The sequence below is a fragment of the Achromobacter xylosoxidans genome (assembly GCF_014490035.1).
GTDB classification, from domain to species: Bacteria; Pseudomonadota; Gammaproteobacteria; order Burkholderiales; family Burkholderiaceae_B; genus Achromobacter; species Achromobacter bronchisepticus_A.
This window is the reverse complement of record NZ_CP061008.1, coordinates 1,514,517-1,538,489: the sequence shown is the minus strand read 5'-3', so window position 1 is coordinate 1,538,489 and position 23,973 is coordinate 1,514,517. Positions and strand designations below refer to the sequence as shown.

General features: G+C 66.3%; 23 protein-coding genes. 11 read left to right on the top strand and 12 right to left on the bottom strand.

Annotated features, from left to right (window positions below):
- Positions 1-170 precede the first annotated feature (170 nt).
- Together IAG39_RS07210 and IAG39_RS07205 are read left to right on the top strand one after the other, a co-directional pair.
- The gene (locus IAG39_RS07210; RefSeq protein WP_118932770.1) at positions 171-524 is read left to right on the top strand and encodes a nuclear transport factor 2 family protein; all 354 of its coding nucleotides are present in this window, start codon (positions 171-173) and stop codon (positions 522-524) included.
- Between the two features lie 160 nt (positions 525-684).
- Positions 685-1,671 (top strand): TRAP transporter substrate-binding protein, encoded by a 987-nt coding sequence (locus tag IAG39_RS07205; RefSeq protein ID WP_118932771.1) that lies wholly within the window; start codon positions 685-687, stop codon positions 1,669-1,671.
- Positions 1,672-1,681: 10 nt separating this feature from the next.
- Here the strand turns inward: IAG39_RS07205 and IAG39_RS07200 are convergent, their stop codons facing one another.
- The 5 genes from IAG39_RS07200 to IAG39_RS07180 form a co-directional block, all read right to left on the bottom strand.
- Positions 1,682-2,125, bottom strand: a complete 444-nt coding sequence (locus tag IAG39_RS07200; protein WP_059380185.1) for a MaoC family dehydratase — start codon at positions 2,123-2,125, stop codon at positions 1,682-1,684.
- A gap of 69 nt (positions 2,126-2,194) precedes the next feature.
- The gene (boxA, locus tag IAG39_RS07195; RefSeq protein WP_059380212.1) at positions 2,195-3,430 is read right to left on the bottom strand and encodes a benzoyl-CoA 2,3-epoxidase subunit BoxA; all 1,236 of its coding nucleotides are present in this window, start codon (positions 3,428-3,430) and stop codon (positions 2,195-2,197) included.
- A gap of 54 nt (positions 3,431-3,484) precedes the next feature.
- Positions 3,485-4,912 (bottom strand): benzoyl-CoA 2,3-epoxidase subunit BoxB, encoded by a 1,428-nt coding sequence (boxB, locus tag IAG39_RS07190; RefSeq protein ID WP_059380186.1) that lies wholly within the window; start codon positions 4,910-4,912, stop codon positions 3,485-3,487.
- A gap of 57 nt (positions 4,913-4,969) precedes the next feature.
- Positions 4,970-6,628 (bottom strand): 2,3-epoxybenzoyl-CoA dihydrolase, encoded by a 1,659-nt coding sequence (gene boxC, locus IAG39_RS07185; RefSeq protein WP_059380187.1) that lies wholly within the window; start codon positions 6,626-6,628, stop codon positions 4,970-4,972.
- Positions 6,629-6,771: 143 nt separating this feature from the next.
- The gene (locus IAG39_RS07180) at positions 6,772-7,680 is read right to left on the bottom strand and encodes a helix-turn-helix transcriptional regulator (RefSeq protein WP_059380188.1); all 909 of its coding nucleotides are present in this window, start codon (positions 7,678-7,680) and stop codon (positions 6,772-6,774) included.
- Between the two features lie 176 nt (positions 7,681-7,856).
- On the opposite strand from IAG39_RS07180, the gene IAG39_RS07175 reads away from it, so the two are divergent.
- From IAG39_RS07175 to IAG39_RS07140, 8 genes are all read left to right on the top strand, one after another.
- Positions 7,857-8,327 (top strand): DUF4863 family protein, encoded by a 471-nt coding sequence (locus IAG39_RS07175; protein ID WP_118932772.1) that lies wholly within the window; start codon positions 7,857-7,859, stop codon positions 8,325-8,327.
- Positions 8,328-8,395: 68 nt separating this feature from the next.
- Positions 8,396-9,955 (top strand): benzoate-CoA ligase family protein, encoded by a 1,560-nt coding sequence (locus IAG39_RS07170; RefSeq protein WP_118932773.1) that lies wholly within the window; start codon positions 8,396-8,398, stop codon positions 9,953-9,955.
- The gene (locus tag IAG39_RS07165; protein ID WP_118932774.1) at positions 9,952-10,776 is read left to right on the top strand and encodes an alpha/beta fold hydrolase; all 825 of its coding nucleotides are present in this window, start codon (positions 9,952-9,954) and stop codon (positions 10,774-10,776) included. Before IAG39_RS07170 ends, IAG39_RS07165 begins: the two co-directional genes overlap by 4 nt.
- Before the next feature lie 36 nt (positions 10,777-10,812).
- Entirely contained in the window at positions 10,813-11,973 is a 1,161-nt protein-coding gene (locus IAG39_RS07160; protein ID WP_059380192.1) for an ABC transporter substrate-binding protein, read from the top strand.
- A gap of 25 nt (positions 11,974-11,998) precedes the next feature.
- Positions 11,999-12,880 carry a branched-chain amino acid ABC transporter permease gene (locus IAG39_RS07155; RefSeq protein WP_042794742.1) on the top strand — a complete coding sequence of 294 codons (882 nt, stop codon included), beginning with the start codon at positions 11,999-12,001 and terminating at the stop codon, positions 12,878-12,880.
- Between the two features lie 2 nt (positions 12,881-12,882).
- Positions 12,883-13,959 (top strand): branched-chain amino acid ABC transporter permease, encoded by a 1,077-nt coding sequence (locus tag IAG39_RS07150; RefSeq protein ID WP_118932775.1) that lies wholly within the window; start codon positions 12,883-12,885, stop codon positions 13,957-13,959.
- Positions 13,952-14,716 (top strand): ABC transporter ATP-binding protein, encoded by a 765-nt coding sequence (locus IAG39_RS07145; RefSeq protein ID WP_118932776.1) that lies wholly within the window; start codon positions 13,952-13,954, stop codon positions 14,714-14,716. Before IAG39_RS07150 ends, IAG39_RS07145 begins: the two co-directional genes overlap by 8 nt.
- Positions 14,713-15,423, top strand: a complete 711-nt coding sequence (locus IAG39_RS07140; protein WP_118932777.1) for an ABC transporter ATP-binding protein — start codon at positions 14,713-14,715, stop codon at positions 15,421-15,423. Before IAG39_RS07145 ends, IAG39_RS07140 begins: the two co-directional genes overlap by 4 nt.
- Here IAG39_RS07140 and IAG39_RS07135 read toward each other — a convergent pair.
- The 7 genes from IAG39_RS07135 to IAG39_RS07105 all read right to left on the bottom strand — a co-directional run bounded on the left by IAG39_RS07135 (position 15,420) and on the right by IAG39_RS07105 (position 22,635).
- Positions 15,420-16,976, bottom strand: a complete 1,557-nt coding sequence (locus tag IAG39_RS07135; RefSeq protein ID WP_059380196.1) for an acetolactate synthase large subunit — start codon at positions 16,974-16,976, stop codon at positions 15,420-15,422. The two genes, IAG39_RS07140 and IAG39_RS07135, sit on opposite strands and share 4 nt — an antisense overlap.
- Before the next feature lie 159 nt (positions 16,977-17,135).
- A complete protein-coding gene (locus IAG39_RS07130) occupies positions 17,136-17,888 on the bottom strand; it encodes an amino acid ABC transporter ATP-binding protein (protein ID WP_054451448.1) in 753 nt (250 codons plus the stop codon).
- A gap of 4 nt (positions 17,889-17,892) precedes the next feature.
- Positions 17,893-18,585, bottom strand: coding sequence for an amino acid ABC transporter permease (locus tag IAG39_RS07125; protein WP_059380198.1), 693 nt, complete (start codon positions 18,583-18,585; stop codon positions 17,893-17,895).
- Between the two features lie 30 nt (positions 18,586-18,615).
- Positions 18,616-19,404, bottom strand: a complete 789-nt coding sequence (locus IAG39_RS07120; protein WP_059380199.1) for an ABC transporter substrate-binding protein — start codon at positions 19,402-19,404, stop codon at positions 18,616-18,618.
- A gap of 42 nt (positions 19,405-19,446) precedes the next feature.
- The gene (locus IAG39_RS07115; RefSeq protein ID WP_059380213.1) at positions 19,447-20,355 is read right to left on the bottom strand and encodes an arginase family protein; all 909 of its coding nucleotides are present in this window, start codon (positions 20,353-20,355) and stop codon (positions 19,447-19,449) included.
- A 270-nt stretch (positions 20,356-20,625) separates the two neighbouring features.
- A complete protein-coding gene (locus IAG39_RS07110; protein WP_059380200.1) occupies positions 20,626-21,492 on the bottom strand; it encodes an IclR family transcriptional regulator in 867 nt (288 codons plus the stop codon).
- Positions 21,493-21,612: 120 nt separating this feature from the next.
- A complete protein-coding gene (locus tag IAG39_RS07105) occupies positions 21,613-22,635 on the bottom strand; it encodes an amino acid ABC transporter substrate-binding protein (protein ID WP_118932778.1) in 1,023 nt (340 codons plus the stop codon).
- 335 nt (positions 22,636-22,970) lie between these two features.
- Here IAG39_RS07105 and IAG39_RS07100 point away from each other — a divergent pair, with 335 nt between their 5' ends.
- Positions 22,971-23,972: a Bug family tripartite tricarboxylate transporter substrate binding protein gene (locus tag IAG39_RS07100; protein WP_059380202.1), complete on the top strand. Its 1,002-nt coding sequence runs from the start codon at positions 22,971-22,973 to the stop codon at positions 23,970-23,972.
- Position 23,973: the final 1 nt, after the last annotated feature.

Here is a 23,973-nt window from a genome sequence, read left to right as displayed (position 1 = left end):
ATTCCACTAGGTCACTGTACTTTATAACTGGCAATTCTTCTAGTAATTACAGCATATTACATTGCAATATCCACGCATTAATGCGCAGTTTTTGCTATGTCGAAACGGCACTAGCCGCGCTGCCCGAATTTCGCTTACAACGTAAGTCCCTCTCAAAAAAGGAACCACACATGACTCCGCGACGACTGGTCGAAGAATGGGTCGCACGGTTCAATGCCGCCGATGCCGCCGGCCTGGCCGAGCTTTACGATGAAAAGGCTGTGAACCACCAGGTCACCCAGGAGCCCATCGTCGGACGCGAGGCCATACGCGCGATGTTTGAACGGGAGTTCGCCCAGGCCGACATGACCTGCATCGTGGAGACGATCCATGAGGCCGGAGAGGTCGCGGCCCTGGAGTGGCGTGATCCTCTGGGCCTGCGCGGCTGCGGCTTCTTCACCGTGCGCGACGGCAGGATCGTGTTCCAACGGGGCTACTGGGACAAGCTGTCCTTCTTGAAGATGCATGGCCTGCCCCTCGAGTAATCGCCGCTGCTCCGCAACAGCCCGCGCATTGCCGAAAGCCCGTATAGGCGAGCCCTTGCACTCGCCGTACGCTTTGCGGCATCAGCCAGGCACAGAGCCGAGCGCTCCCGGCGCCGCCTCTCGTGTCCAGACCAGGTTTCCCACCAACCAGGAGCCGCGCATGCAAAGCTGTCCCACCCTCCGCCTGATGACGGGCATCGCCATGGCGTTCATGACGCATGGCGCCTACGCCGTCACCACCCTCACGATGACCACCGAGTACCCGGCCACCTCCATGCCCGGACAAGGCGTATCCACCTTTGCCGAGCTGGTCCGCGCCAAGACGGCGGGCAATGTCGTCATCGACGCCAGCTACGACGCGTCCAAGGGGATCAAGTCGGCCGACATGATCGATGCGGTGCAAGCGCGCAAGGTGGATGCGGGCGACGCCTTCGCCGGCGCGCTGGCGGCCAAGTATCCCTTGTTCGGCGTGTCGTCCCTGCCCTTTCTGGCGGACTCGCTGTCCAAGGCCCGCAACCTGAACAAGGCCGCCCGCCCCGCCTACGAGAAGCTGTTGGCGGCGCATGGGCAGAAGCTGCTCTACACCACGCCGTGGCCCGCGTCCGGCATCTGGTCCAAGCAGAAACTGGACAGCGTCGCGGCCTTGAAGAAGCTGAGCATCCGCACCTACGACGCCACGTCGCAGGACGTCATGCAGAAGGCCGGCGCCCGCGCGCAGAACATCTCCTTCGCGGACGCGATGCCGCTGATCGCCTCGGGCGAGGTCAACGCGGTGCTGTCCTCAGGCGACGGCGGCGCGGGCCGCAAGCTCTGGGAGCACCTGCCCAACTTCGCGGAGATCAACTACGCCATGCCGATCTCGGTGGCGACGATGAACCTGCAGGCTTACCAGGCGCTGGATGCGCGCACGCGCCGCGCCATCGACCAGGCCGCGGCGCAGACCGAAACCGAACAATGGAAGCGCATCGACGGCCGCCTGCAGCAGAACTACGCCAACATGCGCAAGAACGGCGTGGCAATCAATACGTCGGTGCCCCTGCCCGTGCAGCGCGCGCTGAAGGATGCAGCGGCGGACTCGGTCAAGAACTGGAAGGCAGCGGCCGGTCCTGAAGCCGCCGCCATCCTGAAGCAGACAGGCAAGCGCTAGACGGCCAGCCTCAGTTTTCGCCGGACAGATCGAACAGGCTGGTCGCGTCCAGTTCCAGCACGCCTTCGTCGTGCTGGTTCAGGACCGTCCAGGCCCAGGTGATGATGCCCAGGTCCGGACGCGACGACGAGGTGCGCACGCCCTGCACGCGCGCTTCCAGGCGCAGGGTGTCGCCCGGACGCACCGGCGTGCGCCAGCGCACCTCGCCCAGGCCGGGCGAACCAAAGGATTCGGAATCGTGCAGCGCCGCGTCCACGGCCATGCGCATGGCCAGCGCGCAGGTATGCCAGCCGCTGGCGATCAGCCCGCCCCAACGGCCTTCGGAGGCGCGCTTGGGATCCGTGTGGAACCACTGGGGATCGTACTTGCGTGCGAACTCCAGGATTTCGGCTTCCGTCAGGGTGACCGGACCGCCCTTGATGACCATGCCGTCCTTGAACTCGGCGAACTTCATTTTGTGGATTCCCCCCGCAAATGCAATCGGCGCGCCAGCGCGCGCCGATTGCCACGCATGTTTGTGGATTCAGTACGTTTCGAAATGCAGGCGCCCTTCGCGGCGCAATGCATCATGCAGGATAGACCAATCCTGGCCCGCCTGCATCGTCACGTCGCGCAGGGCGTCCAGCACGCCCACTTCCATGCCCTTCAAGCCGCACACGTAGATGCAGGTATTGCGGTCCGCCAGCAGTTCGCGCACCACGCCCGCGCGGTCGCGGATCAGGTCCTGCACGTAACGCTTGGGTTGCCCGGTTTCGCGCGACAGCGCCAGATTGATGTCGATGAAATCGCGCGGCAGCTTCATCAACGGCCCGAAATACGGCAGCTCGCGCTCGGTGCGCGCGCCGAAGAACAGCAGCAGCCTGCCGTTCTCGCCGGTCTCGATGCGGCGGCGGTAGCGTTCCGTCATGGCGCGCATGGGCGCCGAACCCGTGCCGGTGCAAATCATGATGAGATTGGCACGGGGGTGGTTGGGCATCAGGAAAGTATGGCCGAACGGTCCGATCACCTGCACCTTGTCGTTCTTGGCCAGGTCGCACAGGTAATTCGAACATACGCCGTGCGCGGCGGCGCCCGCATGATCCTCCGTGACGCGTTTCACCGTCAGCGAGAGATTGTTATAGCCGGCCCGTTCGCCGTCGCGCGGACTGGCCAAAGAATACTGGCGCGCGTGATGCGCCCGGCCCTGCGCATCCACGCCCGGCGGCAGGATGCCGATGGACTGCCCTTCCAGCACGGGAAACGGCAGGTCGCCGAAGTCGAGCACGATATGGTGGATATCGCTTTCCGTGTCGGCGCCGGTCACGCGGTAGTTGCCGACCACGGTGGCAGTCATGGGCGTCTTGTGCGTGTACAGGTTGACGTAGGGATGGGCGGCGGACCACGGCGGGACCGTCGCACCGGGCGCAGTTGACGGCGCGGGCGCGACAGGCTGCTGCGCATCAGGCTCGCCGCCGGCGGGCGCTGCGGCGGCCGTTTCCGGCAATGCCTTCTCTCCCGGCAGTTCTTCCCAGCCCAGTTGTTCCTGCACGCCGTAGGCTTCGGCGCGCACCATCAGCCGCCAGTTGTCGATGGCCCCGGTGGGGCAAGGCGGCACGCAGGCCATGCAGCCGTTGCAGATCTCGGGATCCACCACGTAGTTGTTCGAGTCGTGGGTGATCGCCTTGATCGGACAGGTTTCTTCGCAGGTATTGCAGCGGATGCAGATCTCGGGATCGATCAGGTGCTGCTTCAGGACTTCTGCTGGTAAGGGAGCGTTCATCTCGGTCTTCCCCATGCTCCGGTAGGCGGCCGCGAATGCGGCCGCCGCCCCGCTTTAGTTGAAACGGACGTACTCGAAATTCACCGGCTGGCGGTTGACGCCCATGACGGGCGGCGCGATCCAGTTGGCGAACTTGCCCGGCTCGGTGACGCGGCCCATCAACGACGCGACGAAGGCGCGGTCCTCGGGCGTGGGCAGCCATTTGTGGCTGTTGGCCTGCCATTGCGATTCGGACAGGATCTCGCCTTCGGGCGACATGCGGATGCCGGCCAGCGTGCCGATCTGGCGGTTGAAGGCCTTGTGCGGCACTTGCAGGCGGAACGGCAAGCCGCTCTTTTCGATGACCTTGTTCCAGCGACCGATGCCAGCGACCGAGTCGCGGATGAAGTCGTCGCGCAGCACTTCGTTCAGGGCGTTCAGCATCGGCACCTCGATCTCGCGCAGCTTGCCGTTTTCCACGGTCAGCACGCGGTAGGTGTCGTTCTTCAGCTGATGGTCGTCGGTGCGCTTGCCTTCTTCATAGCGGCCCTTCAGGCCCGAGCCGTAGAAGATGGCGGCGTTGGACGACTGGTCCGCGCCGAACAGGTCGATGGTGACGCTGTAGTGGAAGTTCAGGTAGCGCTGGATGGTGGGCAGGTCGATCACGCCAGCCGCGCGCACGCTGGCCGGGTCATCGGTCTTCAACTGGTTCATGACCTCGCAGGTGCGCTGGATGACGCGAGAAATGCCGGATTCGCCCACGAACATGTGGTGCGCCTCCTCGGTCAGCATGAACTTGGTGGTGCGCGCCAGCGGATCGAAGCTGGACTCCGCCAGCGCGCACAGCTGGAACTTGCCGTCGCGGTCGGTGAAGTAGGTAAACATGTAGAAGGCCAGCCAATCAGGCGTCTTCTCGTTGAACGCGCCCAGGATGCGCGGGTTGTCGGAATCCCCCGAGCTGCGCTGCAACAGCGCGTCCGCCTCTTCGCGGCCATCCCGGCCGAAATAGCGATGCAGCAGGTAGACCATGGCCCACAGGTGGCGGCCTTCCTCGACGTTGATCTGGAACAGGTTGCGCAAGTCGTACTGCGAGGGCGCGGTCAGGCCCAGGTGGCGCTGCTGTTCGATCGAGGCCGGCTCGGTATCGCCCTGCGTGACGATGATGCGGCGCAGGTTGGCGCGATGCTCGCCGGGCACGTCCTGCCAGACGTCGCGGCCCATGTTCTCGCCGAAGTGGATCTTGCGCTGCCCGTCCTGCGGCGCCAGGAAGATACCCCAACGGTAGTCCGGCATCTTGACGTGGTCGAAGTGCGCCCAGCCGTCGGGCTGCACGCTGACCGCCGTGCGCAGGTAGACGTCGAAACCATGGGAGCCGTCTGGCCCCATGTCCTGCCACCACTGCAGGTAGTTGGGCTGCCAATGTTCCAGCGCACGCTGCAAGGTGCGGTCGCCCGACAGATTGACGTTGTTGGGGATCTTATCGGTGTAGTTGATGCCAGACATGTCTCGCTCCTGTTCTTTGGGATGGCCGCGGTCGCGCGGCGCGGTGTCGCGGGGCCGTCAGACCCGGTTCCAGTCGAATGCGGCTTGCTCGCCCTTGCCGTAGAGCTTGAGCGCGCCCTTGTCGCCGGCGGCGTTGGGGCGATTGAAGATCCAGTTCTGCCAGGCGGTGAGGCGGCCGAAGATGCGGGTCTCCATCGTCTCCTGTCCGCCGAAGCGCAGGTTGGCTTCCAGTCCGGTCAGGGCGTCGGGCGACAGCGCGCGGCGCTCCTCCAGCATCATGCGCACCTCGTCGTCCCAATCTATGTTGTCCGGCGCATAGGTGATCAGGCCCAGATCCAGCGCATCGGTGGCCGACAGCGGCTGGCCGGCGCGCGCGCGCACCGCTTCCAAGGGCGCTTCTTCTTCGTAGAAGCGGCGCTGCAGGCGGCTCTGGCCGTTGACCAGCGGATAGGCGCCGAAATTGCGTTCGCCCACCACGATCTGCGCGGGCGCGGATTCGTCTTCGTTGTCCAGCATGTAGCTGCGGTCGGCGGCCAGCGCCAGTTCGAGCAGGGTGCCGGCAAAGCAGGAACCCGGCTCGATCAGCGCGAACAGGCTGCGCGAGGTCACGTCCAGGCGCGCCAGCGTGCGGCGCAGCATGCCGGCGGTTTCGCGCACGAACCAGTGGTCAGCATGCTGCTGCAGAGCGGCATCGGCAGCCAGCACCAGCGCGGCATCGCCTTCGGTCTTGATGATCCAGGTGCCGATGTCCAGCTCGTTGGTGCGCATCGACAGGATGGCGTCGTCCAGTTCGCGCGCCATCTGCAGCGGCCACCAGGCCGCGCCGGCCGCGACTATGTCCTGCAGCTCGGTCTGCACCGCGCCCTCGGGCGCGCGCACCGTCCAGGTGGCCTGGCGCCTGTCGCGGTCCAGTTGGATATCCACATAGCGGTAGGACAGGCCGTCGGCGCTTTCCGTGCGCTGCACCGGCGTCAGCGCGATGCCCTGCTCGCCCGCCGGGCGGTCGCTGCCCTGCGCCAGCGCCTGCGCGCGTTCGCGCACGGCCTCCTCGAAGCGGGCCGGCTTGACCACGTCGTCCACCAGGCGCCAGTCCTTGGCGCGCTGGCCGCGCACGCCTTCGACCAGGGTGCAGAAGATGTCCGCGTGGTCGTGGCGCACGCGGCGCTTGTCGGTCACGCGGGTCAGGCCGCCGGTGCCGGGCAGCACGCCCAGCAGCGGCACCTCGGGCAGCGCCACCGCGGACGAGCGGTCGTCGATCAGCATGATCTCGTCGCAGGCCAGCGCCAGCTCGTAGCCGCCCCCGGCGCAGGCGCCGTTGAGCGCGGCGATGAACTTCAGGCCGCTGTGGCGGCTGGAATCTTCAATGCCGTTGCGGGTTTCGTTGGTGAACTTGCAGAAGTTCACCTTCCAGGCGTGCGAGGACAGGCCCAGCATGAAAATATTGGCGCCGGAACAGAAGATCCGGTCCTTCATGCTGGTGACGACCACGGTGCGCACTTCCGGGTGTTCGAAGCGGATACGCTGCAAGGCGTCATGCAATTCGATGTCCACGCCCAGGTCGTAGGAATTCAGCTTCAGCTTGTAGCCCGGACGCAGGCCGCCGTCCTCGGCAACATCCATGGCCAGCGTGGCGACCGGGCCGTCGAAGCTCAGGCGCCAGTGGCGGTACTGCTCGGGGTCGGTCCGGAAATCAACCCGGTTGAGGGTGCTGCTCATAGTGTGTCTCCTCGAACGCCTGCCAAAACAGGAAAAATACTGCACTACATGAATTATTATGCAGATTAGAGGACAAAAAAAGCCCCGTCAAGCGGGGCATGCATAAAAATGCATATTGCCGGCCTGACCGGCATCGAATCCGCCTATAGCGGCAGGCCGCAGGCCTTGCGTACCTGGGTGCGCAGGCCGGCAAAGCTTTCCTGCACGTCCAGGTTGCTGGTGACCCACGTGAGATCGGCCTTGGCGTAGAAGGCTTCGCGCCCGGCCAGGATGCGCTTGAGGTCGGCCATGGCCTCGTTGTTACCCGACATGGGACGGAAATCGCCCTGCGCCATGACCCGGCCCATGTGCTCCTCGGGGGTGGCGCGCAGCCATACCGTGTAGCAATGCGCCAGCAACAGGTTCAGGGTGGCGGGCTCGGACACCAGCCCGCCCGGCGTGGCCAGCACCATTTCCGGGTAGATCTGCACGGCCTCTTCCAGCGCCCGCCGTTCGTAGCGGCGGTAGGCGTTGGGGCCGTACAGATTGTGGATCTCCAGGATGCTGCACCCGGCCACGCGCTCGATCTCGCGGTTCAGCTCCACGAAGGGGTAGCCCAGGTCATCGGCCAGCATCTGGCCCAGCGTGGACTTGCCCGCGCCGCGCAGGCCGATCAGCGCCACGCGCTGCGTGCGGTTGGGACGCTGCGCCCCCGCCCCTACGCCGAACAGCTGGGTCAGGGCCTCGCGCGCGCGCTGCAGGTCGGATTCCGTGCGGCCGCTGAGCAGCTCGCGGATCAGCAGCCAGTCGGGCGATTCGGTGGTGACGTCGCCCACCAGTTCGGCCAGTGCGCAGTTGAAGGCTCGGGCAATCTGCAGCAGCACCAGGATGGACGCATTGCCCACCCCATGTTCCAGATTGGCCAGGTGGCGTTCCGATACGCCTGTCACCTGCGACAGGCCTTTGCGGGTCATGCCGCGTATGGCCCGCAGGCGGCGCACCCGCTCGCCCAAGGCCACCAGGAACGCTTCCCGCCTGGGTTCGGATGGCGCCGCGTCTAGCGCTTGATTCATGTTTACGTGACTCCGCAAAAACCCTGATTACCACGTTTTATGCACTATAGTGCTTGACCATAATCAATGGAAGCACTATTTTTCCATTCAATCAGTCCAAAGCGCCTCATGTGCAAAAAAGCAGCAGTCGATTTCATGTCGATTCTGAAGCGCCGACAGTGTAAAGGAGGAGCCCGGTGAGTACGCCTGATCAATTCCATGCCCTGATGCGCGAGGTCACGCGCCTGACGCAAGGCCAGCCGCTGGACGCGGCGCTGCAGGAAAGCCTGAACCGCGAGGCCGGTCCGCAAAGCGCCCTGTTCCAGGAGATATACGCCACCTGCAGGCAGGGCGTGGCCGAGGGCTGGATGTGCAGCCGGGAAGCCGGCGGCATCCGCTACGGCCGCGTCATCAAGCCGGCGCCCGACCTGGCGGACTGCTCGGTGGACGTGGTGGACATGAACGATCTTGCCGGTCCGCACCACGCGCACCCCAATGGCGAGATCGACATGATCATGCCGCTGACCGAAGGCGCCAGCTTCGACGGCCACGGCGCCGGCTGGCTGGTCTACGGCCCCGGCAGCGCGCACAGCCCAACCGTGAGCGGCGGCCGCGCGCTGGTGCTGTACCTGCTGCCGGGCGGCGCCATCGATTTCACGCGGTCCTAGCGCCCGCCCCGCCGCCAGAAAAAAACACATAGCGCGGCTTCCACCCCACAGGACATCAGGAGACAACCGTGAACGCCTGTCCCGCCGAACTCAACTTCGCCAGCCACCTGGCGGCGCTGAATGCGCCGCGCGCAGCCAAGCCAGCCTACATCGACGACACGCGCCAGATCAGCTACGGCGAACTGGCGGAACGGGTGGCGCGCATGGCCGGCATGCTGCGCCAACTGGGCCTGCGGCGCGAGGAGCGCATCCTGCTGCTGATGCAGGACACCGTCGATTGGCCGGTAGTGTTTCTAGGCGCGCTGCATGCGGGCGTGGTGCCGGTGGCCGTGAACACCCTGCTCACCGCCGACGACTACGCCTACATCATCGGCCACAGCCGCGTACGCGCCGTGTTCGCATCGGGCGCCTTGCTGCCCGTGGTGCAGGCCGCGCTGGCGCAGGCCCCCGCCGACGTCGAGCACCTGGTGGTGTCGCAGCCCGCCGGCCCCTTGCCCGAGGGCGCGCGCGAATTCGAAACGCTGCTAGCCGCCGCGCCGCTGGCGCCGGCGGCGCGCACCCTGTCCGACGAGATTGCGTTCTGGCTGTATTCGTCCGGCTCCACCGGCAAGCCCAAGGGCGTGGTCCACACCCACGGCAATCTCTGGCACACGGCCGAACTCTATGCCAAGCCCGTGCTCGGCATACGCGAGGACGACGTGGTGTTCTCGGCCGCCAAGCTGTTCTTCGCCTACGGCCTGGGCAACGGCCTGACCTTCCCGCTGTCGGTGGGCGCGACCGTGATCCTGATGGGCGAACGCCCCACGCCGCAGGCGGTCTTCAAGCGCCTGACGCAGCACCGGCCCACCGTGTTCTACGGCGTACCCACGCTGTATGCCAGCATGCTGGCCTCGCCCGACCTGCCGGCGCGCGAACGGGTCGCCATGCGCATCTGCACGTCCGCCGGCGAAGCGCTGCCGCGCGACATCGGCGAACGCTACACGCGCCACTTCGGCTGCGAGATCCTGGACGGCATCGGCTCCACCGAGATGCTGCACATCTTCATTTCCAACCAGACCGGGCAGCTGCGCTACGGCACCACCGGCAAGCCCGTGCCGGGCTATGAGGTGCAGCTGCGCGACGAGAACGGCGCCCTGGTGCCGCCCGGCGCCATCGGCGACCTCTACATCAAGGGTCCCAGCGCGGCGCTGATGTACTGGAACAACCGCGACAAGACGCGCCAGTGCTTCCTGGGCGATTGGCTCAAGAGCGGCGACAAATACACCTGCGACGCGGACGGCTACTACACCTACGCCGGGCGCAGCGACGACATGATCAAGGTCAGCGGCCAGTACGTGTCGCCGGTGGAGGTCGAGAACATCCTGGTGCAGCACGAGGCCGTGCTGGAAGCGGCCGTGATCGGCGTGCCGGACCACGACGGTCTGGTCAAGACCAAGGCCTATGTGGTGCTGCGCCCCGGCTTCGAGCCCGACGCGCAGACCGGGGCCGCGCTGCAGAACTACGTGAAGCAGCATCTGGCGCCGTTCAAGTATCCGCGCCAGATCAATTTCACGGAAGAACTGCCCAAGACGGCCACCGGGAAGATACAGCGCTTCCGCCTGCGTCAGCTGGAAGAGGCCACGCTATGAACGCCTGTGCCGTGGCCGAGACCGTGTTCGCCGAATTCCATGCCGGCGGACGAGACCTGCGGCTGGAATGCCAGTGGATCTGGGCCGATCGCCCCGGCGCCCCGCTGCTGGTATTTCTGCACGAAGGGCTGGGCTCCGTGTCCATGTGGAAGGACTGGCCACTACGCGTCTGCGAGGCAGCCGGTTGCCGCGGACTGGTGTACTCGCGCTACGGCTACGGACTGTCGACACCGCGGCCGCACGCAGAAAAGCGGCCGGCGGACTTCATGCACATCGAGGCGCGCGACGTGCTGCCCGCGCTGCTGCGCGCATTGCGCGTGGACGCCAGGCGCGACAAGCCGGCGCTGTTCGGCCACAGCGACGGCGGCTCGATCGCCCTGCTGTATGCGGCGATGCATCCGGACGCCGTCGCCGGCGTGGTCGCCGCCGCGCCCCATATCCTGGTCGAAGACGTATCGGTCGCCAGCATCGCGCACGCGCGTCAAGCCTACCTGGACACGGACCTGCGCGCCCGGCTGGGGCGCTATCACGCGGACCCGGATTCGGCGTTCTGGGGCTGGAACGACATCTGGCTGGATCCGGCTTTCCGCCGCTGGAATCTGGACGACTACCTGTCCCGCATCGCCTGTCCGGTGCTGGCCATCCAGGGCGTGGACGACGAATACGGCACCTTGGCGCAGATCCGCGGCATACGCCGGCTCGCGCCCCAGACCGAACTGCTGGAACTGCCCGACTGCGGCCACTCGGCGCACAAGGATCAGCCGGCCCGCGTTATCCAGGCCGTCGCCGGTTTCGTCGGCGGCCTGGCACAACCCCGCTGACCCCGCGTCGGCCCATAACAAGCACGGAGACTAACCATGAACCACGCCCTGACCCGGGCTGCGCTCGCCGCGGCTCTGACGCTCGCCGCCACCGGCGCCCAGGCCGCCGACAAGATCAAGGTCGGCTTCATGCTGCCCTACAGCGGCACCTATGCCGCGCTGGGCAACGCCATCGAGAACGGCTTCAAGCTGTATGTCGCGGAGCAAGGCGGCAAGCTGGGCGGACGCGAGATCGAATACTTCAAGGTGGACGACGAGTCCAACCCCGCCAAGGCCGCCGAAAACGCCAACCGCCTGATCAAGCGCGACCAGGTGGACGTGCTGATCGGCACCGTGCACTCGGGCGTGGCGATGGCGCTGGCCAAGGCCGCCAAGGATGCCGACACCACGCTGATCGTGACCAACGCGGGCGCCAACGCCATCACCGGCCCGCTGTGCGGCCCGGGCATCTTCCGCACCTCGTTCACCAATTGGCAGCCTGCGTACGCCATGGGTCCGGTGGCCTTTGCCAAGGGCCACAAGACGGCCGTCACCATCACCTGGAAATATGCGGCCGGCGACGAAGCCATCGGCGGCTTCAAGGAGGGCTTCGAGAAGGCCGGCGGCAAGGTCGTGAAGGAACTGAGCCTGCCGTTTCCCAACGTGGAATTCCAGCCGCTGCTGACCGAGATCGCGGCGCTCAAGCCCGACATGGTGTTCACATTCTTTGCGGGTGGCGGCGCCGTGAAGTTCGTGCAGGACTACCATGCCGCGGGCCTGGGCAAGACCATCCCGCTGTATGGCTCGGGCTTCCTGACCGACGGCACGCTGGAGGCCCAGGGCGCTTCGGCGCAAGGCCTGCTGACCACGCTGCACTATGCCGACGGCCTGAACACGCCGCGCGACAACGCCTTCCGCGCCGACTACAGCAAGGCCTACAAGGCGCAGCCGGACGTCTACGCGGTGCAGGGCTATGACGCGGCGCAGCTGATGCAGTCGGGCCTGGCCGCGGTGAAGGGCGACTTCGCCAAGAAGGAAGACTTCCGCAAGGCCATGCGCGGCGCCACGGTGGACAGCCCGCGCGGCCCCTTCACGCTGTCCAGCGCGGGCAACCCCGTGCAGGACATCTACCTGCGCCGCGTCGACGGATTGGAAAACAAGGTCGTGGATGTCGCCGTGAAGAAGCTGGCCGATCCGGCCCGCGGCTGCAAGCTCTGACCACAATCCGCCACAGGGAGGCCCCATGGACATCAGCATCCTGCTCATCCAGAGCCTGAACGCTTTCCAGTACGGCTTGCTGCTGTTCCTGGTGGCCAGCGGACTCACGCTGATCTTCGGCATCATGGGCATCATCAATCTGGCCCACGGCAGTTTCTACATGATCGGCGCGTACATGGCGTTTGCGCTGGGACCGGCCGTCGACCGCTGGCTGGGCGGCGGCTTCCTGGCCACGCTGGCGGTCTGCGTGCTGGCGGCCGGCGCCCTGGGCTACCTGCTGGAAGCCGCGTTCTTCAGCTACCTGTACAAGCGCAACCACTTGCAGCAGGTGCTGATGACCTACGGCCTGATCCTGGTGTTCGAAGAGCTGCGCAGCATCCTGGTGGGCAATGACGTGCACGGCGTACCCCTGCCCGCCTGGCTGCAGGGCAGCATCGCGCTGGGCGACGTCATGACCTATCCGGTCTACCGGCTGTTCATCTCGGCCGTCGGCATCGCGGTGGCGCTGCTGCTGTACTGGGTCATCACGCGCACGCGGCTGGGCATGATGCTGCGGGCCGGCGCCAGCAACCGCGAGATGATCGGATCGCTGGGCATAGACATCAACAAGCTCTACCGCCTGGTGTTCGCGGCGGGCGTTGCGCTGGCGGCCCTGGCGGGCAGCATCGCCGCGCCGGTGTCCTCGGTCTACCCCGGCATGGGCAACGGCGTGCTCATCATCTGCTTCGTGGTGGTGGTGATCGGCGGCATCGGCTCGATCCGCGGCGCCTTCCTGGCCGCGATGCTGGTGGGCGTGGTGGAAACCTTCGGCCAGGTGCTGTTCCCGTCCGCGGCGGGCGTGCTGGTGTACCTGCTGATGGCCTTCATACTTCTTTGCAAGCCCGAAGGGCTGTTCAAGCAGGGCTGACCATGTTGAACCGACTCTTGCCCATTGCGGCGCTGCTGGCTTTGGCCGCCTTTTCCTGGAGCGGCAGCGACTACTACACCGGCCTGGCGATCAAGATCATGATCTATGCGATCTTCGCGCTCAGCCTGCAGCTGCTGGTGGGCGGCGCGGGACTGGTCAGCCTGGGCCACGCCGCCTTCTTCGGCATCGGCGCCTACGTGGCGGCGCTGCTGTCGCCGGAATCGGAGGCCGCCGGCCTGTGGTGGCTGCTGCCGGCCGCCCTGCTCGCCGCCGCAGCCTATGCGCTGGCGACCGGCGCGCTGGCGCTGCGCACCCGCGGCGTGTACTTCATCATGGTGACGCTGGCCTTCTCGCAGATGGCCTACTACGTGTTCCACGACACCAAGATCGGCGGCGGCAGCGACGGCATCTACCTGTACTTCCGGCCCGAGCTTTCCCTGGGCGGCTGGCTGCCGTTCGACCTGGGCGATGCCCGGACCTTCTACTTCTTCGTGCTGGCCTGCCTGGCGCTGACCTGGGGCTTCCTGGCGCTGCTGCGGCGCTCGCCCTTCGGCGCCGCGCTGGCCGGCATCCGCATCAACGAACAGCGCATGCGCGCGGCCGGCTATTCCACCTATCCGTACAAGCTGGCCGCCTATGTCATCGGCGCCACGCTGGCCAGCGTGGCGGGCTTTCTGTTCGCCCTGAAGGACGGCTTCGTCACGCCCGAGCTGCTGGCCTGGGAACAATCCGGCCTGGTGCTGCTGATGGTGATCCTGGGCGGCATGGGCAGCCTGGGCGGGGCGGTGCTGGGCACCCTGGCGCTGGTGCTGCTGCAGGAACTGTTCCAGTCGCAGGAGATTTTCGGCGAATACGCGCGCCACTGGCACCTGCCGCTGGGCATCGCCATCATCGCGCTGGTGGCCTTGCTGCCCAATGGCCTGGCGGGACTGCCGGCGCAACTGCGCCAACGGCGCGCGGCGCGCCTACCCGGCGCTGGCGTCGACGCCGCCCGCGCCGCGCCCAAACCGGATGCTGCCCATGCCGGCCGCCAGCCCGCCTCCGCCCGCCTGCCCATCCAGGGAGAGCCCCATGTCTGACGTCCTGCTTGCCGCAAGCGCGGTCACGCGCCGCTTCGGCGGCCTGATGGCGGTGAACGGCGTGTCGCTGCAATTGCAGCGCGGCCAGGTCCACGCCGTCATCGGCACCAACGGCGCGGGCAAGTCCACGCTGATCAACATCCTTTCGGGCGAACTCGCGCCCAGCAGCGGCCAGGTCATGCTGGGCGGGCGCGACATCACGACCTGGCGCCAGCCCGACCGGGCCCGCGCGGGCCTGGGCCGCAGCTACCAGCGGTCCACCATCTTTCCCGAACTGAGCGTGTTCGAAAACTGCAGGCTGGCCGCGCAGGCGCGCCGCCAGCGCTTCTGGCACTGGTGGCGCTCGGCCACGGAATGCCGCCACAGCGCCGAGCTGGCGCGCCACGCGCTGGAACGCACCGGCCTGGCCGATGACGCCGCGCGCGAGGCCGGGCTGCTGCCGCATGGCCGCAAGCGCCAGTTGGAGATCGCCATGTGCCTGGCGGGCGAGCCGCAAGTGCTGCTGCTGGACGAACCCCTGGCCGGCATGGGTCCCGAGGAAACCGACCGCATCCTGGAGCTGCTGAACGCGCTCAAGCCCGGCCACGCCATCCTGCTGGTGGAGCATGACATGGACGCGGTCTTCCGCGTTGCCGAGACCATTACCGTCATGGTCAACGGCGCCGCCATCGCCAGCGGCGCGCCCGCCGCGATCCGCGCCAACCCGGACGTGCGCACCGCCTACCTGGGCGAAGACAGCCATGGAGCCAGCGTATGACCGCATTGATCGAAACGGGCGGCCTGCATGTCTATTACGGCGCCAGCCACGTGCTGCGCGGCATAGACATGCATATCGCGCCAGGAGAATCCGTAGGCCTGGTGGGCCGCAACGGCATGGGCAAGACCACGCTGATCCGCAGCCTGATGGGCCACGTCAGAAGCGCCCATGGCAGCGTGCGCGTGGACGGCCGCGACTGCACCCGCGCGCAGCCGCACGCCATCGCCCGCATGGGCCTGGCCTACGTGCCCGAAGGGCGCGGCATCTTTCCCAACCTGAACGTGCGAGAGAACCTGCAGGTGGCCGCGCGCGCCGGCCGCGACGGCCGCCAGGACTGGACCTACGCCCGCGTGCTGGAAGTATTTCCGCGCCTGCGGGAACGTCTGGGGCATGGCGGCCAGCAGCTATCGGGGGGCGAACAGCAAATGCTGGCCATCGGCCGGGCCCTGATGACCAATCCCGAACTCCTGATCCTGGACGAGGCCACCGAGGGGCTGGCGCCGCTGATCGTGGCCGAAATCTGGAAAATCATCCGGCAGATCCGCGCCAGCGGCATGTCCACGCTGATCGTGGACCGCAATTACCGGGCGGTGCTGGAACACACCGACCGCTGCCTGGTAATGGAAAAAGGCCAGATCGTGCAAGACGGCGACAGCGCGTCGCTGGCCCGGCAGCCCGAGCAGCTGACGCGCTATCTGGGGGTTTAGATCACCGCTTCGATCAGGAACGGGCCGCGGCGCTTCAGGCCTTCCTGCAGCGCGCGCGCGAATCCTTCCACCGTATCCACGCTGACCGCTTCCACGCCCATGCCGCGCGCCAGATGCGTCCAGTCCAGGTACGGTTCCTCCAGGTCCAGCATGCGGCGGGCGTTGCGTCCGGGTTCCTGCACGCCCACGTTCTTCATTTCGCCGTGCAGCGTGGCATAGGAACGGTTGGCCAGGATCACCGTCAGGCAATCCAGGTTCTCGCGCGCTTGCGTCCACAGCGCCTGCAAGGTGTACATGCCGCTGCCGTCGGCTTGCAGGGTGACGACCTTGCGGTCCGGGCAGGCGACGGCGGCGCCGGTCGCCAGGGGCAGGCCGATGCCGATGGCGCCGCCTGTCAGCATGAGCCAATCGTGCGGCGCGCTGTTGACGCTGTAGAGGGGGAATTCGCGGCCTTGGGTGATGGACTCGTCGCAGACGATGGCCTGCTCCGGCAGATGGTGTGCGACCAGGATGTTGACGGCGGCGCCGGTCAGCTTGCCGGACTGCGGCACCTCGTAGCTGGCGGGAGCGGCGGCCAGGCGCGGCGCGTCCTGAGCGATGCCGAGCTCGTCGGCCAGCCACTCCAGCGCATGCGCCAGGTCCTGCTCGGGCGTGCCCAGCACCACCTGCTGGCAATCGGGCGGCGCCAGCAGGCTGGGCTTGCCGGGATAGGCGAAAAAGCCGACGGGCGCTTTCGCCCCGACCAGCACCAGATGGCGTACGTCCTTCAGCTTGGCCACCGCCAGGTCGATCGGATACGGCAGGCGGTCCACCGGGGTACGCGAGCCGCCGCGTTCGATGCGGCGGTTTGAGGTTTCCGACACCAGCCGCACGCCGGTGGCGCGCGCGATGCGGCCGGCGGCGTTCAGCGCGCGCTCGCGCAGCGCGGAACCGCCCAGCATCAACGTCGTGACTTCACCCGAGCGGATCGCGGCAACCGCCGCACGCACCGCCTCGGCCGAGGTCTGGGCCAGGGCCTCGCTCTTGGCCAGCACCGGCGCAGTATTGTCGGGCAGGTCCGTCCAGGCCGCGTCGGCGGGCAGGATCAGCGTGGCGATGTTGCCCGGCGAGCGGCGCGCCACGCCCACGGCTTCGGCGGCGTCGGCGGACAGGTCGGCGGCCTTGGTGGTGCGCTTGACCCAATGCGACATCGGACGCGCGACGCCTTCGACGTCGCTGGTCAGCGGCGCGTCGTATTGGACGTGATAGGTGGCGTGGTCGCCCACGATGTTGACCATGGGCGTGCGGGCGCGTTTGGCGTTGTGCAGGTTGGCCAGGCCGTTGCCCAACCCCGGCCCCAGGTGCAGCAGCGTGGCCGCGGGCTTGTCGGCCATGCGCGCATAGCCGTCGGCCGCGCCCGTCACCACGCCTTCGAACAGGCCCAGCACGCAACGCATCTTCGGTTTGCGATCCAATGCCGCGACAAAGTGCATTTCCGATGTGCCGGGGTTCGCGAAGCAAACGTCCACATCGTTGGCCAGCAAGGTATCGCAAAGACTATCAGCGCCGTTCATCGTTTTTCCCTGATCATTTTCCATTGGCGGTGCATGGGCGCATGCGCGCCCGCGTGACATGCATGATAGGTAGCGTAGCCGAAACCGGCTAGAGCCATTTCAGGCCGCCGTCATGGAACCATTCCACAGGTTCCGCCAAACGGAATTTGAAGGACCCGGTCAACCCAGTATCTGCCCCAGGAAGGCCTGCGCGCGTTCGGTGCGCGGCGCGCGGAAGAAATTGTCCGGCGTGTCGGCCTCGACGATGGCGCCCTGGTCCATGAAGACCACGCGGTCGCCGACTTCGCGCGCGAAACCCATTTCATGCGTCACACAGACCATGGTCATGCCGTCGCGGGCCAGCGCCACCATGGTGTCCAGCACTTCCTTGACCATTTCGGGATCCAGCGCCGAGGTGGGCTCGTCGAACAGCATGATCTTGGGCCGCATGCACAGCGCCCGCGCAATCGCCACGCGCTGCTTCTGGCCGCCGGACAACTGGCCCGGATACTTGGAGGCGTGTTGCGGGATCTTGACGCGCTCCAGGTATTCCATGGCGCGGGCCTCGGCTTCCTCGCGCGGCACGCCCTTCACCAGCATCGGCGCCAGCGTGCAGTTGTCCAGCACGGTCAGGTGCGGAAACAGGTTGAAGTGCTGGAACACCATGCCGACCTCGGCGCGGATGCGCTCGATGTTCTTCAGGTCGTCGTTCAGTTCGATGCCGTCGACCACGATGCGGCCTTGCTGGTGTTCCTCGAGCCGGTTCAAGAGCCGGATGGTGGTCGACTTGCCGGAACCGGACGGCCCGCACAGGATCAGCTTTTCTCCCGGCAGCACCTCCAGCGCCAGTTCGTCCAGCACCTTGAAGTCGCCATACCATTTGCAAACGCCCTGCATCGTGATGATAGGGGCGGCATAGTTCAATCCATCCATCGCATCAGGCCTTGGAAATGTCATGGTTTTCGCCCGCGCCGCTCCAGTAGCCCGGCACGGTCAGGCGCTTTTCGGAACGGCGGAACACGTAGGACAGCACGCTGCACATGGCGAAGTAGATGACGCCCACCATGGTGTAGACGGTCAGCGCCTGGAAGGTGGCGCCCGCCAGCATTTCGCCCGCGCGCATCAACTCGTAGACACTGATGACGGCCACCAGCGAGGTCTCCTTGATCAGCACCAGCGCGTAGTTGCCCAGCGCCGGGAACACGGTGCGCAGCGCCTGCGGCAATACGATGCGGCGCAGCCGCTGCACTTTGCCCAGGCCCAGCGCGCGCGCCGCCTCGTACTGGCCGCTGTCCACCGACTGGATGCCGCTGCGGAACAGCTCGGCCAGATAGGCGCCGAAGTTCAGCGTCAGCCCCAGCACGCCGGCGACGAAGCCATTGATGACCACGCCCATCTCGGGCAGGCCGTAGTAGATGTAGAACAGCTGCAGCAGCAGCGGCGTGCCTCGTATCACATCGATGTAGAAACGCGCGCCGCGGCTGAGCAGCCGCGACGGCGACAGGCGGCACAGACAGACGACCAGGCCCAGGGCCACCGCCAGGAATGCCGAACAGAAAAACAGCGCCAGGGTCCAGACGGTGCCCTCGGCCAGGGGGGTCAGGTACATGCGCAGGGTCGCGAGATCCAAGTCGTACTCCTTATCCGTGCCGGTGCGGCGTCATTTGCTCATCAGGTCGGCCACGCCCCACTTCTGCCCGATGGCGGCAAGCTCGCCGTTCTGCTTCATCTGCGCCAGCGCGCCGTTGACCGCCTCCAGCAGCGCGGCGTTGCCCTTCTGCACCGCCATGCCCACCTGCCACTTGCGTTGCGGCTGGTAGCCCGTGTCCAGCTTCACGCCCGGGATGTTCTTGGTCTTGATCTGGTAGATGATGCTGGGCGGGTCGACGATGCCCAGGTCGATGCGGCCGGCGCGCACGTCGGCCAGCAGCGTGGAATAGTCCTGGTACGTGGACACCTTGGTGCCGGGCATGTCCTTGATCATGTTGAACTGCACCGAGTCCACCAGCACGCCCACACGCTGGCCCTTCATGTCTTCGAACTTGGCGTATTTCTTGTCTGCCTTGTCGCTGACCACGACGCCCTCGCCCCATTCATAGACCGGCGCCGAAAAATCGATGGCGCGGGCGCGTTCCTCTGTGATGAAGAGCGGCGCGGACATCACGTCGGCGCGGCCCGAGGTCAGCGTGGGAATCAGGCCGGAGAACGGCACATCGGACAGCTTGTCCGACACCTTCAAGTGCTTGGCCACGGCCGCGGCCACGTCCACCATGATGCCCTCCAGCTGGTTCGACTTCGGATTCTTGAAGCCGTGCGGCGGCGCGGACGCCGTGGTGACTACATTCAGGCTCTGATCCGCGCGGATCTCGTCCAGCGTGCGCGCCTGCGCGCCGCCCTGAGCCAGCAGGCCGGCGACAGCCAGGCCCAGCAGAATGGATTTGAGTTTCATCGTTTTCCCCTTGGATGAAGTTGTCGGCGTGGTGAACCCGGCTCAGGCCGGACGCCCCTGCGGATACTGCTGCACCGCGACCGCCGCCAGCGCGCAGAATTCCTGCATGACGGTGGCTGCCAGGAAGGCCGTGGCCCCCTGCACGTCTTGCGGCGGCGACACGGTGTTCACGTCGAATGCCACGAAGTTCAGGCCCGCGAGCTGGCGCAACAGCGCCAGCCCTTCCTTGGCCGTGAGCCCACCCCACTCCGGCGTGCACACGCCCGGCGCGCAGGAGGGATCGAAGATGTCCATGTCGAAGCACAGGTACACCGGACGCTCGCCGATGCGCTGCTTGATGTCGGCCAGCGCGCCCTTCTGGTCCTGGTCGAAGTCGTCATAAGGCAGGATCGTGTAGCCGACCTCGCGGCCGAACTCCAGCACGCCCGGCATGAAGGAGCTGCCGCGCGTGCCGACGTGAAAGCTGGAGGCCACGTCCAGCAGCCCTTCTTCGGCGGCGCGCGTGAACGTGGTGGCGGTGTTGTAGCCGGGGATGGGATAGGTGTCGGTGTGCGAATCGAAATGCAGCACAACGAAATCCGGATGGCGGCGCGCCACGGCGCGCAGCTGCGGCAAGGTGACCGCGCCGTCGCCTCCCATGGAGATCGGAATCGCGCCCGAGTCCAGGATGGCGCCGATGCCGGCCTCGATCAGCGGATAGGACGCGTCCGGATCGCCCGGATGGCAGGCCACGTTGCCCACGTCGATGGCGCGCAGGAATTCCGGCGGGTTGTCGATGCCGTGGCGCCGGAAGATGTCCACCGGCCGCAGCAGCCTGGACTGCTCCCGAATCGCGTCCGGCCCCTGGCGCGAACCGACGCGGAACGGATGCGTGCCGCAATCGAATGGAATGCCGACCACGCAGGCGCGCGCCGCGCCCGTGCCGGCGGCGCGGACGGCGGGCAGGCCCATGAACCCGGCGACGGGATGAAAACAGACTTCGGCTGGCTGCTGCACAACTCGGCTCCTGTGTGACGACCGCTGCCATGGACTAGGCCGGGATCACTATTTAGATTCGATTAAATCGCTGTGCGATATGATCGTGTCGAAATAAGAGTAGCGTGCGTACAAGCACCCGGCCAATTAGGGAGTTTCCCCTAATCGGTGGTTTTATATCCTACTAAATTAGTAAGAATAGCAAGCACGCTTGCCCGGCGCGCCTGCGCCCCGCGTGCACTGGAATCAGGCCTCGTCGCCCGCGAGCGGCATCGCGTCGCGCAGGGCCCCGCCCGGCGGCTCCATTTCATAGAAGGGGCGCGACCGCCCCAAGGTGCGCGACGCGCTGATGGCGTGCGCCGTTTCCACCACTTGCGGACCGAACACCGCCTGCGCCTGCTCGAACGACCAGCGGCTGGACGGCACCGACACGTTGACGGCCCCTACTGGCGTGCCGCCGGCATCCAGCACCGCGGCGCTGACCGTGATGTCGCCCGGATAGAACTCGCCGTTGGAGCGCGCATACCCGTGACGCCGGGCAAACTCCAGCTCGCCCTGGAGCTCGTCCATGCCGGTGATGGTGGCGGCCGTGTAGGCCTTGCGGTCGCAGCGTTCCAGGAGATCGCGCGCGACTGCGGGATCCAGCCTGGCCAGCACCGCCCGGCCCGCCGCCGTGCAGTACAGCGGCAGGCGCATGCCCACCGGCATGTTCACGAACATTTCCTTGTGGGTGGCAAAGCGCGCCACGTACACCATATCCAGGCCGTCGGGCTCGGCCAGGCTGCAGGTCTCCTGGCTGTTGCGGTTGAGCGTGTGCAGGAAGGGATTGCCGCCCAGCACCAGCGGGCTGGTCTGCACGTACTTCATGCCCAGCTCCAGCGACCAGGGTCCCAGCGAGAACTTCTTGCTCAAGGGATCCTTGCGCAGGTAGCCCAGGGTCCACAGCGTGTGGGTGAAGCGCTGCACCGAACTCTTGCTCAGCCCGGTCGCTTCGGCCAGCTCTGGCAAGGTCATGGCGGGCTGCCCCTCGCTGAAGGCGCGCAGGACGGAGACGCCGCGCGCCAGCGCGGCGATGAACAGTGGGGAATCCTCGGCGTTTCGGGTCTGCGTCATGGCGCGTTGGGGCGTCCAGTGGAAAGCGCATAGCGTACCGTAATACGGTGCGAACGTATCGCGTGGCGATGCCATAAAAAAACGGCCCGGAAATCCGGGCCGCCCTAGTTGGCGCGAACCTCAGCGGATCGGCCAGGGATACATGGCGCCCCCCTTGTTCCACAACGCATTGGTGCCGCGTTGCAGGCCAAGCTTGCTGTCCTTGCCCACGTTGCGCTCGAACACTTCGCTGTAATTGCCCACTGCCTTGATGGCGTTGTAGGCCCACTTCTCATCCAGCCCCATGTTCTTGCCCGCGCCCGGCGTCACGCCCAGGATGCGGGCGATGTTGGGGTTGTTGCTCTTGAGCATTTCATCGACGTTCTTCTGCGTGATGCCGTATTCCTCGGCTTCCATCAGCGCGAACAGCGTCCAGCGCACGATGCCCAGCCAGTTCTCGTCGCCCTGGCGCACCATGGGACCCAGCGGCTCCTTGGAGAAACGTTCCGGCAGGATTTCGTAGTCGTCCGGCTTGGCGACCTGCGTGGCGCGCACCGCGGCCAGTTGCGAGGCGTCGTCGGTGAAGGCGTCGCAACGGCCCGACTCGAAGGCGCGCACGACCTCGGTCACCTTGTCGATCACCACCGGCTTGAACTCGATGTTGTTGGTGCGGAACCAGTCGGCCAGGTTGAGCTCCGTGGTGGTGCCGGGCTGCACGCAGACCGTGGCGCCGTTGAGTTCCTTGGCGCTTTTGACGCCCAGCTTCTTGTTCACCAGGATGCCCTGGCCGTCGTAGAAGCTGGCCGCCACGGCCGCCAGGCCCAGCGAGGTGTCGCGGGTCTGCGTCAGCGTGACGGTGCGCAGCAGCACATCCACCTCGCCCGATTGCAACGCCGTGAAGCGCTGCTGGGTGGACAGCGGCGTGCCCTTGAATTTGGTCGGATCACCGAACACCGCCGCCGCGACCGCGCGACAGATGTCCACGTCCATGCCTTCCCATTCGCCCTTGCTGTTGGTGGCCGAAAAGCCGGATACGCCGTCGGTCAGACCGCACTGCACGAATCCTTTTTTCTTCACGGCATCGAGGGTGGGCCCCGCCACCGCCGCCTGGGATGCGCAAGCCAGGGCAATGGCGCCGGCTGCAAACAAGATGGACCGCTTCATGATCGCTTCTCCTGAGATGGATGCCGCGCTGGCTTGTAAGCCGGCTGCGGTTGAAACCGAGCCCTGCCTTACTGGGCCGGCCGCCAGATTAAGGCATGTCCACGGCGTGAACAACGCGAAGAAGCCTAGTGGAAACCCGGGGTACCGACCGCGATTCCAGAAGGTTGCAGACCTGTCCGGTGAACGAACTTTATCCGCCTGCCAGCCCGCGATGGCCGCTTGCCTTGGTGCCATACTTTTTTCGCGTCCCGGGCCCGCCGCTGCCGGCGTCGCGATCTCTCAAAAATAACGGCCGCGACTACGCCAGCGGCCGACTCATGGAGGAGACCCAACCCATGACCCGTGCAAGCCTCTTGCAGTCCCGCCGCAGCATCCTCAAATCCCTGCTGGGCACGGCCCTGACGGCCGCCGGCCTGGCCGCCGGCGCCGGCGTCCACGCAGCGGATGACTGGCCCAGCAAGCCGATCAAGATCATCGTGCCGTACACGCCGGGCGGCTCGACCGACATCGTCACGCGCATCGTGATGGACAAGCTCGGCCCGCGCCTGAAGCAGACCATCATCATCGAGAACCGCCCCGGCGCCAACAGCAGCGTGGGCGCCGCCATCGCCGCGAAGGCGGAGCCGGACGGCTACACCTTTCTTTCCATCCTTCCGGCCTACATCATCAATTTCCATCTATACAAGCTGGGCTACAAGCCCGCCGACCTGACGCCCGTGGTGCAGATGGCGGACCTGCCCCTGTTCCTGTTCGTGGCCGAAGACATACCCGTGAAGACGGTGGCCGAACTGGTCGACTATGGCCGCAAGAATCCGGACAAGCTCACCTATGCCTCCAGCGGCAACGGTTCCAGCGCGCACCTGACCGGCGCCGACTTCGCGCTGCAAAGCAAGATCACCATGACGCACGTGGCCTACAAAGGCAGCGCCCCCATCCTGGCCGACCTGCTGGGCGGCCGCGTATCGATGGTCTTCGACCCGATCCTCGTGCCCATGCAGTACGTCAAGCAGAACCGGCTGAAGGCGCTGGCGTTCACCGGCAAGCAGCGCTGGCCGACCGAGCCCTCGATCCCGACCATGGAAGAAGCCGGCCTGCCCGGCTTCGTCACCGGTTCGTGGGCGGGCCTGATGGCGCCGGCCGGCACGCCTGCGCCGGTCATCGAGCGCATGGCGCGCGAGATCAGCGAGATCGTCAAGGAGCCCGACGTCAGGCAGAAATTCCTGGACGCGGGCTTCCTGCCGGCCAGCGGCACCACCGCGCAATTCGCGGAGCTGATGAAGACGGACTCGACGCGCTACGCCGGAATCATCAAGCAGGCCCGCATCACCTTGGACTGAA

Coding starts and splice junctions, on each gene's coding strand:
- IAG39_RS07210 (WP_118932770.1), top strand. CDS start 171: ATGACTCCGCGACGACTGGTCGAAGAATGGGTCGCACGGTTCAATGCC.
- IAG39_RS07205 (WP_118932771.1), top strand. CDS start 685: ATGCAAAGCTGTCCCACCCTCCGCCTGATGACGGGCATCGCCATGGCG.
- IAG39_RS07200 (WP_059380185.1), bottom strand. CDS start 2,125: ATGAAGTTCGCCGAGTTCAAGGACGGCATGGTCATCAAGGGCGGTCCG.
- boxA (WP_059380212.1), bottom strand. CDS start 3,430: ATGAACGCTCCCTTACCAGCAGAAGTCCTGAAGCAGCACCTGATCGAT.
- boxB (WP_059380186.1), bottom strand. CDS start 4,912: ATGTCTGGCATCAACTACACCGATAAGATCCCCAACAACGTCAATCTG.
- boxC (WP_059380187.1), bottom strand. CDS start 6,628: ATGAGCAGCACCCTCAACCGGGTTGATTTCCGGACCGACCCCGAGCAG.
- IAG39_RS07180 (WP_059380188.1), bottom strand. CDS start 7,680: ATGAATCAAGCGCTAGACGCGGCGCCATCCGAACCCAGGCGGGAAGCG.
- IAG39_RS07165 (WP_118932774.1), top strand. CDS start 9,952: ATGAACGCCTGTGCCGTGGCCGAGACCGTGTTCGCCGAATTCCATGCC.
- IAG39_RS07160 (WP_059380192.1), top strand. CDS start 10,813: ATGAACCACGCCCTGACCCGGGCTGCGCTCGCCGCGGCTCTGACGCTC.
- IAG39_RS07155 (WP_042794742.1), top strand. CDS start 11,999: ATGGACATCAGCATCCTGCTCATCCAGAGCCTGAACGCTTTCCAGTAC.
- IAG39_RS07150 (WP_118932775.1), top strand. CDS start 12,883: ATGTTGAACCGACTCTTGCCCATTGCGGCGCTGCTGGCTTTGGCCGCC.
- IAG39_RS07145 (WP_118932776.1), top strand. CDS start 13,952: ATGTCTGACGTCCTGCTTGCCGCAAGCGCGGTCACGCGCCGCTTCGGC.
- IAG39_RS07140 (WP_118932777.1), top strand. CDS start 14,713: ATGACCGCATTGATCGAAACGGGCGGCCTGCATGTCTATTACGGCGCC.
- IAG39_RS07135 (WP_059380196.1), bottom strand. CDS start 16,976: ATGAACGGCGCTGATAGTCTTTGCGATACCTTGCTGGCCAACGATGTG.
- IAG39_RS07130 (WP_054451448.1), bottom strand. CDS start 17,888: ATGGATGGATTGAACTATGCCGCCCCTATCATCACGATGCAGGGCGTT.
- IAG39_RS07120 (WP_059380199.1), bottom strand. CDS start 19,404: ATGAAACTCAAATCCATTCTGCTGGGCCTGGCTGTCGCCGGCCTGCTG.
- IAG39_RS07115 (WP_059380213.1), bottom strand. CDS start 20,355: ATGGGCCTGCCCGCCGTCCGCGCCGCCGGCACGGGCGCGGCGCGCGCC.
- IAG39_RS07110 (WP_059380200.1), bottom strand. CDS start 21,492: ATGACGCAGACCCGAAACGCCGAGGATTCCCCACTGTTCATCGCCGCG.
- IAG39_RS07105 (WP_118932778.1), bottom strand. CDS start 22,635: ATGAAGCGGTCCATCTTGTTTGCAGCCGGCGCCATTGCCCTGGCTTGC.
- IAG39_RS07100 (WP_059380202.1), top strand. CDS start 22,971: ATGACCCGTGCAAGCCTCTTGCAGTCCCGCCGCAGCATCCTCAAATCC.